Origin of the sequence: Paenibacillus sp. FSL M8-0334 (assembly GCF_038000405.1) — a bacterium.
GTDB lineage: Bacteria > Bacillota > Bacilli > Paenibacillales > Paenibacillaceae > Paenibacillus_AQ > Paenibacillus_AQ campinasensis.
The window spans coordinates 2376780-2389688 of the sequence record NZ_JBBOCH010000001.1; the positions used below are offsets into that span (position 1 = coordinate 2376780).

Genomic DNA, 12909 nt, shown 5'->3' on the forward strand with positions numbered 1-12909 from the left:
TGAAAAAATGCAGACCAAACGCCGTTTTCAACCGTCTTATATATATACGGAGGGCTTTTTCATGATGAAAAAACGGTGGCTTATTATCCTATGCATAGGTTTAGTGATATTTGTCGGTACGGTATTATTTTCAAATACAGAACGCCTCGGTTTTAAGCCTGCCATCAACGCGCAAGCGGTCGTTCTGATGGAGATTGACACAGGGCGGATTCTTGTCAATCACAATGGAGAGATGCCTTTGCCGCCTGCAAGCATGTCCAATTTGATGACAGAGCTGATCATTCTCGAAGATCTCAAGGCCGGAAGAATATCCTGGGACGACGAGGTTGCCATCAGCGAGGAAGCATCTACCATCGGAGGCGTTCAGCTGTCTCTTAAAGAAGGCGATGTGCTAACCGTTCGCGAGCTGTTTCAAAGCGTAGCGGTTTACTCGGCCAATGATGCCGCTATGGCGCTGGCTGAGCATGCATCCGGCTCCGAGAAGGCTTTCGTGCAGCGGATGAACGCCAAGGCGAAGGAGATTGGACTTTCGAGCCATACGCGCTTTAGCAGCGCATCCGCGATTGATGGCCGGGGAAGCGGGAAGGCCGGTTCAGGGCAGGATGAAGGGACTAGAATGACAGCAAGAGATACGGCGCTGCTGGCTGCGCATCTTATTGATCATCATCCCGATGTTCTCACTGCCTCGAGCCAGACACAACTGAAGATTGTGGGGCGTGATTTATACTTAAGCAACACGAACTGGATGCTCCCTTCCTTGAGAGGTCCCTACTCCTATGAGGGCACAGACGGGTTGAAAACAGGGTACAACGAACAGCTTGGCTACTGCTTTACAGGCACGGCGGAGAGACATGGAACGCGGCTGATCGCCGTCGTTATGGGAACGCCGACGAAGGAAGCCAGGTTTGAGGAAACGCGCAAGCTGTTTGAATACGGCTTCTCCAAAACATTAAGCTGGAAAGAAAGACTCGGAGACTGGATGACGCATCCGGTAGCGGCTGAGGCCGTCACTCACGAGTCTTTCTCACGCCTATAGGAATCTAGCATTCCATGTAATAGAAACTGAGGTACATGTTGTGAATACCGTCTGAGAGGTTCACATTTCACAAGCCGCTGGTTACAATAGAGCCCGGGGAGTAATGACGATGACTCACCGTTAGGTGACGTCCTGGCTCGCCAGAAGCTGCCTGTGACATGGCGTGATGACCTAGACCCAGTGTGTCAGAAGATAGCGTCCCGTTTAATAGTAAAAGGGAGGTTAGCGCCCTCTTCCCGGCGATGCCCTGGCTCTTGGAGAAGGATAAATAAATATTTTCATATAAAAGAAGGAATCTGACTCATGAAGAGGAAAACAATATATATTACCCTTGCAGTCCTGCTGGTTGCGGGTGCAACCGCATGGATGTTCCGAACCCAGCTAGCGGTGATGGCGTTCGATCTGTTCATGGCAGAAGAGGTTGAGAACTCCTTGCAGCGGTCGTATAAGCCGCTCGAAGGTAGTCAAGCGCCCGATCCGGTGATGCTTCAGAGCAAGCCGTTCTCGGTCATGCTGCTGGGAAGCGACCAGCGCGAGAATGAACCTGCCCGTTCAGACACGATGATCTATGCTGTTGTGCGTCCGAAAGAATCCAAGGTATTGCTCATATCGGTTCCACGCGACACGTATACCGACATTATCGGGCGTGGCAGCAAGGATAAGATTACGCATGCGTTTGCCTTTGGAGGCCACCAGATGGCCAAGGACACGATGGAGGCTTTCCTGGACCAGAGGATCGATTATTACGCCTCGATTAATTTCCAGGGTTTGAAAGATGTTGTTGATGCGATGGGCGGCGTGGCGCTGCCGATCGGCAAGGATATTGTCAATAAGGGAAGAGATCACGAGAAGTTCACGATAGAAGCCAACAAACCGATATATAACGGGGAAGAGGCTTTGAACTATGTAAGATATCGGGAGGATAGCGATTTTAACCGGGCCAAGCGTCAGCAGGTGTTTCTCGATGTGGCCGCCAAGCGGCTCAGACAGCCTGACCAGATTGGCAAGGTTCCGGAATTGATCGAGATTATGGGAGACAACTTCCAGACCGATATGCAGCCTAAATTTATCATTGATCTGGCCAAACAGATGCTGACCGGGGGCAAGGTCGATATGACCAGCTTTACGATTATGGGTGACGGGATGCGGATTGGCGGCATTTACTACAACGATCCCGACCTGGAGGATGTTCGCGAAGCCCGGGCGTTGATTGACAACTGGATGAATCCCGATACGAAGGCGGATCAGCTGCTGAAACCGCGCGATGCGGATGTACAAATATGACTGCGTTCCGCCGCCTCCGGCCGGACCGGATCGGCGGATTCGCGTGTCATTCCAATAATAGTGATTCAGCAGTCCGGAATTGGCTGCTGATTTTGTGTCCCCGATGAATGGGAATTGCCTCCAGCAACGTATGTATGGGTATAAGGGTAAAATGGCTTTTGGCAAAGGTCATAAGGAGGATAACAGAATGAATATCGCGTTCTTTCTATTACCGAAACAAGACGTGATTTGTTTAACGCTTGATTCCACGCTCAGGCAGACGCTGGAGCGGATGGAATACCACAGGTACACGGCTGTGCCTGTATTGAATGACAACGGGGAGTATGCCGGCACGGTAACCGAAGGGGACCTGCTGTGGCATATGAAGAACTCCGGCGGCAAGATTACTTTTGAGAACGCTTCAAAGTTTGTGCTTAAGGATGTCCCGTTTCGAATGGATATTAAGCCGGTGTCGATCGACGCCAACATGGAGGATTTAATCAATCTGGCGAAGGTGCAGAACTTTGTGCCGGTTGTGGACGATATGAACCGGTTTATCGGTATCGTCCGCCGCAGCCTGATTATTGAATATTGCGAACGATTTGTGTCCAAGGAGACGGTTGAGCCGCAAGGGGCTTCGTAAGAAGCCGGCAGTTGTACCGGCAGGGCGTGTAACCGCGATTGATGGCGGGAAGCACGTCCTATTTATTTGCAAACGGCAGGAAGAGAAGCTTATGCATCCGGGGCCGGGGGGCTTTGTGTGAGTGGGATTTTTTTGTGCTATAATGGAGAATAAAGCTTTTTCGGGGAGAGATGGGGATGTCAAATATGCCGAAAGACTTGGATGTAGCCAAACGGGCCAAAGTCATTGAATGGCTCAAAACGGAAGTGATTGACAATGTATCCCGGTTGTTCAAAGCTTTATGGGAAGGAAGTACCACCAAGGTTGCAGACAGTTTGGCAAGCCTGATGATGAGCTCCTACATACTAGGGCGCAGGCTGGGCATGTCGTATCGGGATTTAGACAGTCTCTTATTGGAGAAATTGAAAAAGCATAAGCAGGAAGGTCACCAGCTTGAGGATTGGTACCAGGACATATCCGCGCTAGAAGAACATTTGCGTAAGAGGTGAACATATTGAAACTTCGCTGGACTACAGCGGCTTGGAGCATCATCTATCTGTTGCTGCTGCTTTCGCTTGTAACACCATTTTCGATCGTGACCGCATTTTTGCTCGTTCTGCCGGTTGCGATTCTGTTTACGGCGTTAGATACTAGATCATTTATTGTGCACATCGCACCGGTATGGATTATTGCGATGTTGATTGAACCGTTTTTCCTGTTGCTGGCGCTGTATTTCTTAATACCGGGACTTGTGTTCGGGTACTTGTACCGCAAAAGAAGACCGGCGATGCAGGTGCTCAAATACGGGATCGCAGTCCTGCTGCTTGAGATGCTTGTCCTGCTGATGGTAAGCACAACCTTCTTCGAGTTGAGTTTGTCGCGGTATGTGGATGAGATCGTACAGATGACCACAGCTCCGCTGACAGAAATGGGTGTGAACAGCAGTCTGGGCAGCCAGTTCTGGACAGAGGCAGACACCGCCGCATTAAAGGACAGAACGATGCAGCTCGTGCCGTTTGCGATGATTATCAGCGCGTTCCTGATGACGGTGGTTACGCATGCGCTGGCCCGTCCGACCTTGAACAGCATGGGGCTGTCCGTACCCCGGTTGAAGCCGGCTAGAGAGTGGATGATGCCGCGCTCCTTGCTCTGGTATTACCTGCTTATTTTTTTCATAAGCTTGGCTGTCCGAAATTCGGATAACAACTTTATGCATTTGATTGTAGCCAACGCGATGCCGCTGCTGCAGATCTGTTTCATGATTCAGGCGCTGGGATTCTTCTATTTCCTCGCCCATGAGAAAAAGTGGCACCCCGTCATTCCGCTGTTGACGGCTATTCCGATTGTCCTGTTTCCACCGGCGATCATTGTCGGCATCATAGACCTGGCGTTTCCGCTTCGTCAAGCGATCAGTAAAAACAAAAGATAGGGTGATCAGTCATGCCTAAATTTCTGCAGAAACGCTGGCACGGCTATCATACCGTTTGGGCGTTCGCACTGGTACTCCTGCTAGTGATCCTGCTGTCTTACTATAATACGATTCTCGGCATCATCGCATTGCTGCTGGCGGTGGTTGGCGGCTACACGATGCTGAAGGCAGAGATGAAATTCCGCCGGGAGCTGGTGGATTACATCGGCGATCTGTCCTTTCGTATTCAGAGGGTCGAGGGCGAAGCCATCAGCGCTCTTCCAATCGGCATTGTGCTATACAGCGAAGACAAGACGGTGGAGTGGCATAATCAGTTCGTGCTGAACATGTTTCCTCACGAGAAGCTGGTCGGGCAGTCATTGAACGAACTGTTTCCGCAGCTGAGCACATCGATGCGTGATGCCAAGGATGGCAAGGAGCCTGCGCCCGAGAGGTTCCGGCTGGAAATCGCGCATGAGGACAAGCATTACGAAGCGACGGTTATTCCGGAGGAACGTCTAATCTATCTGGACGAGATTACCGAGCTGGCCGTGCTTCGTCAACGATACGAAGAAGAGCGGCTGGCGCTCGGAATTATTATGATGGACAACATGGACGAGGCTTCGCAGGGAATGGATGACCAGCAGCGGACTGCACTCATTGCCAAGGTGACCAGCGAAATTACGGATTGGGCGCGCGAGTTCAACGTATACCTGCGCAGACTGTCGTCAGACCGCTATTTGATGATGCTGAACAAGCGTTCGCTGGATGCGCTCGAGAACAGCCGTTTCGTGATTCTGGACGAGGTCCGGGAGATGACAGCGGAGCTGAAGGTGCCGCTCACCTTGAGCGTGGGGCTGGCCTTCGGCTCGGACGATATCACCGAGCTGGGTCAGCTAGCCCAGTCCAGTCTCGATATGGCGCTTGGACGGGGCGGGGATCAGGCCGCTGTGAAGGCTGGGCAACGCCTCTCCTTCTACGGAGGCAAATCCAATGCGGTGGAGAAGCGGACCAGGGTCCGGGCGCGGGTCATTTCCCATGCGCTGCGCGATCTGATGCAGGAGAGCGATCGCGTCATCATTATGGGGCATAAGCTGCCGGATATGGACGTGATCGGAGCTTCCATCGGCGTCCTGAAAGCGGCACAGCTGTACAATGTGGAGGCATTTATCGTGCTGGAGGGACTGAACCCGTCCATTCAGCGTTTGATGAGCGAGGTGCGCAAGGACGAGGCGCTCATGGACAGGTTCATCTCCCCGGAACAAGCGATGCAGCTGCTCAGCGAGCACTCCTTGCTCGTCGTTGTGGATACGCATAAGGCGTCGATGACGATGGAGCCGCGTCTGGTGGAGCGAGCCAGCCGGGTGGTCGTTATGGACCACCATCGCCGGGGCGAGGAGTTTATTAACGACGCGGTGCTTATATATCTTGAGCCCTATGCGTCGTCAACCTGTGAGCTGGTGACCGAAGTGCTGCAGTATATCCACGACCGCGTATCGCTGACGCCGCTGGAGGCCACGGCGATCCTGGCGGGTATTACGGTTGATACGAAGCATTATGCTCTGCACACCGGGTCCCGCACGTTTGAGGCGGCCGGTTTCCTGCGGCGGCATGGTGCCGACACGATGATGATCCAGCGGGTGATGAAAGAGGATTTGACGGAATTCATTGCCAAGGCAGAAATCGTGAAGCATGCTAGAATGGTATATGAACATATCGCACTTGCAGTCTCGAAGAGCGGGGAGAAGATTCCGCAGCTGCTTATAGCTCAGGTGGCAGATTTATTGCTGAATATGACCGATGTTCAAGCTTCATTCGTCATTAGCGAGCGCCCTGACGGCCGAATCGGCATCAGTGCCCGCTCGATGGGCAAGCTCAATGTCCAGGTCATCATGGAGCGGCTGGGCGGTGGCGGACACTTAACGAACGCCGCAGTCCAGCTGGATACGACGCTGGAGGAAGCAGAGGAGAGGCTGCTGGAAGTACTGGCAGACATTGAAGCGAAAGAGGGGTTATTCGAATGAAAGTCATTTTTATCAAAGATATGAAGGGTCAAGGCAAGAAAGGCGAGGTTAAAGAGGTCTCGGAAGGCTATGCAACGAATTTCCTGTTCCCGCGCGGCATCGCTCGTCCGGCGACAGAAGGCAATATGAAGACTTTGCAGCAGCAAAATGCCTCCGAACAGAAGCGGAAGGCGGAAGAGAAGGAAGAAGCGGTGCAGCTCGGCAAGAAGCTGGATGAGATGACCGTTGTGCTGAAAGCAAAAGCCGGCGAGGGCGGACGATTGTTCGGCGCCATTACGAGCAAGCAGATTGCCGAAGCGTTGGCTGAGCAGAAGATTAAAATCGACAAACGCAAAATTGAACTGGGTGAGCCGATCCGCACGCTTGGCGTAACACAGGTGCCGGTGAAACTGCATCCTGAGGTCAAAGCGACGCTCAAGGTTCAAATTACGGAGGAATAAGCATGGGGGGAGAACTCTATTTCGATCGGGTGCCTCCGCAAAACCTGGAGGCGGAGCAGGCGGTGCTGGGCGCCATCCTGCTGCAGAGCGAAGCGCTGATCACGGCGATGGAACGGGTGCAGAGCGAAGATTTCTACGACAAGACGCACCAGATGATCTACGAAGTGATGGTTCAGCTCGGGGAAGAGAATCAGCCGATCGATTTGGTGACTCTCACCTCCAGGCTTCAGGATAAAGGCCAGCTGGAGGAAGTGGGCGGCGTCAGCTATCTGGCGAAGCTGGCCCACGCGGTACCGACAGCTGCGAACGTCGACTACTACGCCCAGATTATCGAGGAGAAATCGATGCTGCGGCGTCTGATCCGGACAGCGACGCAAATCGTCAGCGAGGGCTATACCGGCGGGGATGACGTCGGTTCGCTGTTGAGCGAAGCCGAGCGGCGCATCCTGGAAATCTCGAACCGCCGTACGGGAAGCGGCTTTATCGCGATCCGGGATGTGCTGATGGAAGTGTTCGAGAAGGTGGAGACGCTGCACCAGAACCGGGGAAGCACGACGGGCATTCCGTCGGGATTCGTAGACCTCGACAAGATGACCAGCGGATTCCAGCGCAGTGACTTGATCATCGTGGCCGCCCGTCCATCGGTCGGGAAGACGGCCTTCGCCTTGAACATCGCCCAGAATGTGGCGATCCGGGCGAAGGAGACGGTTGCCATCTTCAGTCTGGAGATGTCTGCGCCGCAGCTCGTACAACGGATGATCTGTGCGGAGGCCAACCTGGATGCCGGCGTTATGCGAAACGGGGATTTCAAGGGCGACGAGGATTGGTCGAAGCTGACGATGGGCATTGCCGCCCTGTCGGAAGCGGAGATCTATATCGACGATACGCCGGGTGTGACCGTGGCCGATATCCGGGCCAAATGCCGCCGCCTCAAGAAGGAGAAGGGCCTCGGCATGATTCTGATCGACTATCTGCAGCTCATTCACGGCCGCGGCAAGCCGGGCGAGAACCGGCAGCAGGAAGTGTCCGAGATTTCGCGTACACTGAAGCAGATTGCGCGGGAACTGGAAGTGCCGGTCATTGCGCTGTCCCAGCTCAGCCGGGGCGTAGAGCAGCGTCAGGACAAGCGTCCGATGATGAGTGATCTTCGGGAATCCGGCTCGATCGAGCAGGACGCCGACATCGTGGCATTCTTGTACCGGGATGATTATTACAACCAGGAAACGGAGAAAAAGAACATCATCGAGATCATCATCGCCAAGCAGCGTAACGGTCCGGTCGGCACCGTGGAGCTGGTCTTCCTGAAGAACTTCAATAAATTCGTCAACTATGAACGTACACATGCTGATGCATTTGCCGCAGGGTGATTCAACCTTGCGGCTTTTTTGTGTGTTCTCGATGGTTCATATGTGCCGCGGGCTGTAAGATTGCGAGTATTCAAGGTCGTTTACCTGAGAGTTAACGGATTCAGTGTCCTGTTCTTGTCCTAATTCCGAACAATCATAAATTGGATAGTGGAATTGTTCGCTTTTGTATTTGACTTTGAAAATTGGGGCTGTTACACTGATATTGCTGCTTTAGTGCAGTGATGTTTGACTGATGGTCTTTTTTATCATGCCCTTATCATAAAGGGAGAGAGTCAAGGAATAATACAGGGTGTATGAACACCGACGGAGGAATGAATATGTCAACGGTAGTCGTTGTGGGAACGCAATGGGGAGATGAAGGGAAAGGGAAGATCACGGATTATTTGGCGGAAAGCGCTGACGTGGTCGCCCGTTACCAAGGCGGCAACAATGCCGGCCACACCATTCTGATTGACGGCAAAAAATTCAAGCTTAGCTTGATTCCATCCGGAGTTTTCTATAAAGATAAGATCTGTGTCATCGGCAACGGCATGGTAGTAAATCCGGCTGCGCTGATCGAAGAGATTCAATATATTCATGACAATGGCTTTACAACCGACAATCTGGTCATCAGTGACCGCGCGCACGTCATTATGCCTTATCACATGGTGCTGGATGCGCTGGAGGAAGATCGGAAGGGACCGAACAAGATCGGTACAACGCGCAAGGGGATCGGTCCTTGTTATATGGATAAGGCGGCGCGTAACGGCATCCGCATCTCGGATCTGATGGACCCGGAAGAGTTCGAACTGAGACTTCGCCATATGGTGAAGGAGAAGAATCAAGTGATCACCCAGGTATACGGCGGGGAAGCCCTGGATGTAGAAGAGATTCTGGAGCAATACCTCGGTTATGCGGAAGCCATCCGTCCGTATGTACGGGATACCTCCGTGGTGCTTAACGATGCGATTGACGATAACAAGAAGGTGCTGTTCGAAGGCGCGCAGGGCGTCATGCTGGACATCGACCAGGGGACCTATCCGTTTGTGACGTCCTCCAATCCGTCTGCGGGCGGGGTATGTATCGGCTCCGGCGTTGGCCCGTCGAAGATCCAGCAGGTGATCGGGGTAGCGAAATCCTACACGACCCGTGTGGGTGACGGTCCGTTCCCAACCGAGCTAAACAATGAGATCGGCGATTATATCCGTGAAAAAGGCCATGAATACGGCACCGTAACCGGCCGTGCGCGCCGTGTCGGCTGGTTCGACAGCGTCGTTGTCCGTCATGCTCGCCGCGTGAGCGGGATTACCGGCCTGTCGCTGAACTCGCTCGACGTGCTCAGCGGGCTGGAAACGGTCAAAATCTGCACCGCGTATCGCTATCGCGGCGAAGAGATTAGCCACTATCCTTCCAGCTTGAAGATGCTGGCTGAGTGTGAGGCCATATATGAAGAGCTTCCGGGCTGGAGCGAGGACATTACAGGCGCGAAGACACTGGATGATCTCCCGGCTAATACGCGCCGCTATGTGGAGCGCGTGTCGGAGCTGACGGGCATTCCGATTGCGATCTTCTCCGTGGGACGCAACCGTGAGCAGACGAATCAGGTGCTGCCGATTTACGAATAAGATGGAACTGAATGAACATACAGAGATGGAAGCCTGCCGGGATCGGCAGGCTTTTTCTTCATGCGGCTTCCCCTTCTTTTTTCGAGAAAATATGAAAGTCGGAGACTGAACCTATGAGATCCCGTCAATACTGGAACAAGAGAGAATCGGATCATAGAGTGGCCCGGTTTTGATGATGAGAGGGTGGGATAGAAGGAGGAAGTCCTGATGAATATGTTAAAATGGCTGCTCAAGCTATGTTTGTCTGCTATTTTGGTCAGTTTCTTAACCATTATGACGACGGGGTTCGTCGTCAATGCTTATATTCAGTCTCTGCTTGCGAGTTTTAATATTCAGCTGGAGGGGCAGCCTTTCGGCTTAAGCACGATGATGCAAAGCATGCTGGGTGATCGGGGGGCCACGGAGAAGAAGAACGCGGAATCGCCGGTCCAGAACGCCGCGGACAGCGGCCGGGGTGATGCTAACGATCCGTCCTCACATACGGCAGGGCAGTCGACCCCTGAGGGGGATGGAGCTGGCGGGGCGACGGGTCAGCTGGAGGAAGAGGAGTCCACCGCGACAGAAGGCCAGGGCGAGGTCACTGATGAAGATCAGCCTCCGGACAATTCACTCCCGGTCATGGGCGGTGTTGATAACCGATCTGAAGACTCAGGGCTGGAGAATGAGCAGCTTGTGATGACGCCGAATGATATTGTGGATAAGAAGGACAGCTTGCCTGTGGAGGACAAAGAGGAGATCTTCCTGATCCTGATGCAGCGGCTTCCGCAAGCGGAAATGCAAAAAATATCCGAGGCGATGGAGAACGGACTGACGACCGCAGAGCTGGAGGAAATCGAGCAGATTGTATCCAAATACTTGAATGAGGAAGAATTCGACCGATTGCTGACCAAGTTGCAGGAATAGACGATCATTCCGTGTTTTCGGATGCGTTGTCACGATTTTGTCACCAAATCGAATACTTTGTAAAATGGGAAAATTTATGAGACCCGCGCCTGGCGCGGGTTTTTCGCATTCTGTCGGAACTTGAAAAAAGGTTTGTGCCTGTGCTAAAGTAAACGGAGATCAAAAAGGTTAAAATTTTGATACCTTTTAAAGAATGATGTGCCAACTTACATAATCATTCGGATTAGAAATGACACTCAAAGGAGAGGGACATGAGAGGTTTCAAAGGATCGTGGTGGAAAGACAGCGCCCTGCTCAAAAAGGAAGCTCAAAGCTCTGCGGAGCCTCAGGCGTCCGGCAGTGCTTCGAAATCGCCATCCCATCCCGAACGTCGCGGGTGGTGGGCTAAGCAAAGCAAGTGGGTCTGGATCACGGCTGGAGCAATCATCATCGCCGGCTCAATTTATACAACAAGCAAAGCCTACGTTAATGCAAATACAATCCCCTACTATCATGTATATGTTGATGGCAAGCATGTGGGCGCCATCGAGGATGACGCCCAGCTCGATCAGCTATTTGAGGCTAAGCAGAAGGAATATCAGGACAAGTATCCGGGCACGTTCATGGTGCTGCAGACCGAAGGCATCACAACGAGAGCGGACCGTGGATACAAGCCGGAGATTGACAGTGAGCAGACGCTTCAGAAACTGGACGGTATGCTGCAGGCCTACGCGCGCGGTGTGGAGCTGAAGGTGAACGGCGAGACGGTGGCGGTCGTGAAGGATCAGGAGACGGCACAGGCAGCGCTGGAAGCTGCAAAGCTCAAGTATGCGCCGGATGCAGCTCAGGTAGAGACGAGCCAAGTCAAGTTCACCAAGGTCTCGGCGTCCGCTTCATCGGACAACAAGGCATCCGAGGGCAGTGAACTGAAGTCGGTTAACATTAAGGAGAGCATCGAGCTGGCCAGAACGAAGGCGAGTCCGGAGGAAGTGCTGGATGTGGAGGCCGCTGTCCAGGTGCTGACAGATACGAAGGATCAGCCAGTCATCTACACGGTGAAAGAGGGAGACACCATCTCCTCGATCGCACAGCAATACGGGATGACGAGTGCGGAAGTGATGGCGCTGAACCCGGAAGTTGAGGAAAAGTATGTGCAGATCGGCTCCGAGCTGCGATTGACCAAGCCGGAAGCGCCGATTACGGTACGAACGGTGGAAACAGTCACCGAGAAACAGCCGAGCAAGCCGGAGATCATCGTTCGCGAGAGCGATGAGCTTCCGAAGGGCACGCGCAAGGTCGTGCGCCCCGGGCGTGACGGTGTGAAGGTGGTCAACTATTCAGTGACCAAGGAGAACGGCCAGGTCGTGGCCAAGCAGTGGCTCGGCCAAGAGGTGGTGCAGGAAGCGCTGCCGGAGGTCGTCTACAAAGGCACGAAGGTTGAGAAACCTGCCGCGCCTGCGGTCCAAGCGTCAAGCAGCAAGCAGTTCGCTTGGCCGGTCAGCGGAGCAAGGGTGACCAGCTCCTTCGGCAGCCGCTGGGGAAGATCCCATGACGGGATCGATATTGTGGGCAATCGGACCATCAAGGCTTCGGCCGCCGGTAAAGTGGTATTTGCAGGCGAGCAGAGCGGATATGGCAAGGTGGTCATCGTCGATCACGGCAACGGCTACAGAACCCTGTACGGCCATTTAAACAGCATCTCCGTGCGTAATGGCCAGTCTCTGCAGCAGGGCTCTAAAGTCGGGGTTATGGGCAGCACAGGCCGCTCAACCGGCATCCATCTCCATTTCGAAATTCAAAAAAATGGAGTTCCGCAAAATCCGATGAAATATTTATAAATCTGTGATATACTTGTAGCGTCAATGTGACATAAGCCATTATGGTTTCATATATCATAACAGTAAAGCAGGCCGCTCCTTTGTTGGGGCGGCCTGCTTTATGTTTCGGGAAGCAGCTGGTAGGGGGTCGGGGATGGAGGACCGCCGTAGCGGGAATTCATCTTTCCGCCTGCAGTTGTCCGCCCTTTGCGCTGAATGAATCCGGGCAGAAGTGGCAAAGGGCTTCCAAAGGCATTCTCCAAGCTGATTTCCTCTCGCTCCGTCAGCAGCATCCCCGTCATTCATGCTGGCAGCATCCAGAAGCCTAAGCGCTGGTCCCCCAAAGAAGGAAGCGGTCCTGCTTGGGGGAGCGGGGGGGCGGGGATGGAGGGCAGCCGTAGCGGGAACTCATCTTTCCGCCTGCTGTTGTCCGCCCTTTGCTTTGA

The 12909-nt window shown here is 53.4% G+C and carries 11 protein-coding genes; all 11 read left to right on the plus strand.

The annotated features are described in order from the left end of the window. Positions 1-61 precede the first annotated feature (61 nt). The 11 genes from MKX64_RS10400 to MKX64_RS10450 all read left to right on the plus strand — a co-directional run bounded on the left by MKX64_RS10400 (position 62) and on the right by MKX64_RS10450 (position 12484). Positions 62-1036 carry a D-alanyl-D-alanine carboxypeptidase family protein gene (locus MKX64_RS10400; protein ID WP_413773636.1) on the plus strand — a complete coding sequence of 325 codons (975 nt, stop codon included), beginning with the start codon at positions 62-64 and terminating at the stop codon, positions 1034-1036. 303 nt (positions 1037-1339) lie between these two features. Next, positions 1340-2320, plus strand: coding sequence for an LCP family protein (locus MKX64_RS10405; RefSeq protein WP_341035731.1), 981 nt, complete (start codon positions 1340-1342; stop codon positions 2318-2320). A 187-nt stretch (positions 2321-2507) separates the two neighbouring features. Next, positions 2508-2942, plus strand: a complete 435-nt coding sequence (locus tag MKX64_RS10410; protein ID WP_095266674.1) for a CBS domain-containing protein — start codon at positions 2508-2510, stop codon at positions 2940-2942. A 185-nt stretch (positions 2943-3127) separates the two neighbouring features. Beyond that, entirely contained in the window at positions 3128-3430 is a 303-nt protein-coding gene (locus MKX64_RS10415; RefSeq protein WP_176475605.1) for a MazG-like family protein, read from the plus strand. Continuing rightward, positions 3427-4350 carry a DUF2232 domain-containing protein gene (locus MKX64_RS10420; RefSeq protein WP_341035732.1) on the plus strand — a complete coding sequence of 308 codons (924 nt, stop codon included), beginning with the start codon at positions 3427-3429 and terminating at the stop codon, positions 4348-4350. The genes MKX64_RS10415 and MKX64_RS10420 overlap by 4 nt, the downstream gene beginning before the upstream one ends. Positions 4351-4361: 11 nt before the next feature. Then, on the plus strand, positions 4362-6353 hold the full coding sequence (locus MKX64_RS10425) for a DHH family phosphoesterase (protein WP_155618896.1): 1992 nt from the start codon (positions 4362-4364) through the stop codon (positions 6351-6353). Then, the gene (rplI, locus tag MKX64_RS10430) at positions 6350-6793 is read left to right on the plus strand and encodes a 50S ribosomal protein L9 (RefSeq protein ID WP_155618897.1); all 444 of its coding nucleotides are present in this window, start codon (positions 6350-6352) and stop codon (positions 6791-6793) included. Before MKX64_RS10425 ends, rplI begins: the two co-directional genes overlap by 4 nt. Before the next feature lie 2 nt (positions 6794-6795). Beyond that, on the plus strand, positions 6796-8160 hold the full coding sequence (gene dnaB, locus MKX64_RS10435) for a replicative DNA helicase (protein ID WP_095266679.1): 1365 nt from the start codon (positions 6796-6798) through the stop codon (positions 8158-8160). A 317-nt stretch (positions 8161-8477) separates the two neighbouring features. Then, on the plus strand, positions 8478-9764 hold the full coding sequence (locus MKX64_RS10440) for an adenylosuccinate synthase (protein WP_095266680.1): 1287 nt from the start codon (positions 8478-8480) through the stop codon (positions 9762-9764). A gap of 207 nt (positions 9765-9971) precedes the next feature. Continuing rightward, positions 9972-10667, plus strand: coding sequence for a hypothetical protein (locus tag MKX64_RS10445; RefSeq protein ID WP_341035733.1), 696 nt, complete (start codon positions 9972-9974; stop codon positions 10665-10667). Positions 10668-10918: 251 nt separating this feature from the next. Next, entirely contained in the window at positions 10919-12484 is a 1566-nt protein-coding gene (locus MKX64_RS10450) for a peptidoglycan DD-metalloendopeptidase family protein (protein WP_095266682.1), read from the plus strand. Positions 12485-12909 lie beyond the last annotated feature (425 nt).

What these genes read in the sequence shown, in the direction of transcription:
- MKX64_RS10445 (WP_341035733.1), top strand. Translation starts at nt 9,972, where the DNA reads ATGAATATGTTAAAATGGCTGCTCAAGCTATGTTTGTCTGCTATTTTG.
- MKX64_RS10405 (WP_341035731.1), top strand. Translation starts at nt 1,340, where the DNA reads ATGAAGAGGAAAACAATATATATTACCCTTGCAGTCCTGCTGGTTGCG.
- MKX64_RS10400 (WP_413773636.1), top strand. Translation starts at nt 62, where the DNA reads ATGATGAAAAAACGGTGGCTTATTATCCTATGCATAGGTTTAGTGATA.
- MKX64_RS10450 (WP_095266682.1), top strand. Translation starts at nt 10,919, where the DNA reads ATGAGAGGTTTCAAAGGATCGTGGTGGAAAGACAGCGCCCTGCTCAAA.
- dnaB (WP_095266679.1), top strand. Translation starts at nt 6,796, where the DNA reads ATGGGGGGAGAACTCTATTTCGATCGGGTGCCTCCGCAAAACCTGGAG.
- rplI (WP_155618897.1), top strand. Translation starts at nt 6,350, where the DNA reads ATGAAAGTCATTTTTATCAAAGATATGAAGGGTCAAGGCAAGAAAGGC.
- MKX64_RS10410 (WP_095266674.1), top strand. Translation starts at nt 2,508, where the DNA reads ATGAATATCGCGTTCTTTCTATTACCGAAACAAGACGTGATTTGTTTA.
- MKX64_RS10415 (WP_176475605.1), top strand. Translation starts at nt 3,128, where the DNA reads ATGCCGAAAGACTTGGATGTAGCCAAACGGGCCAAAGTCATTGAATGG.
- MKX64_RS10440 (WP_095266680.1), top strand. Translation starts at nt 8,478, where the DNA reads ATGTCAACGGTAGTCGTTGTGGGAACGCAATGGGGAGATGAAGGGAAA.
- MKX64_RS10425 (WP_155618896.1), top strand. Translation starts at nt 4,362, where the DNA reads ATGCCTAAATTTCTGCAGAAACGCTGGCACGGCTATCATACCGTTTGG.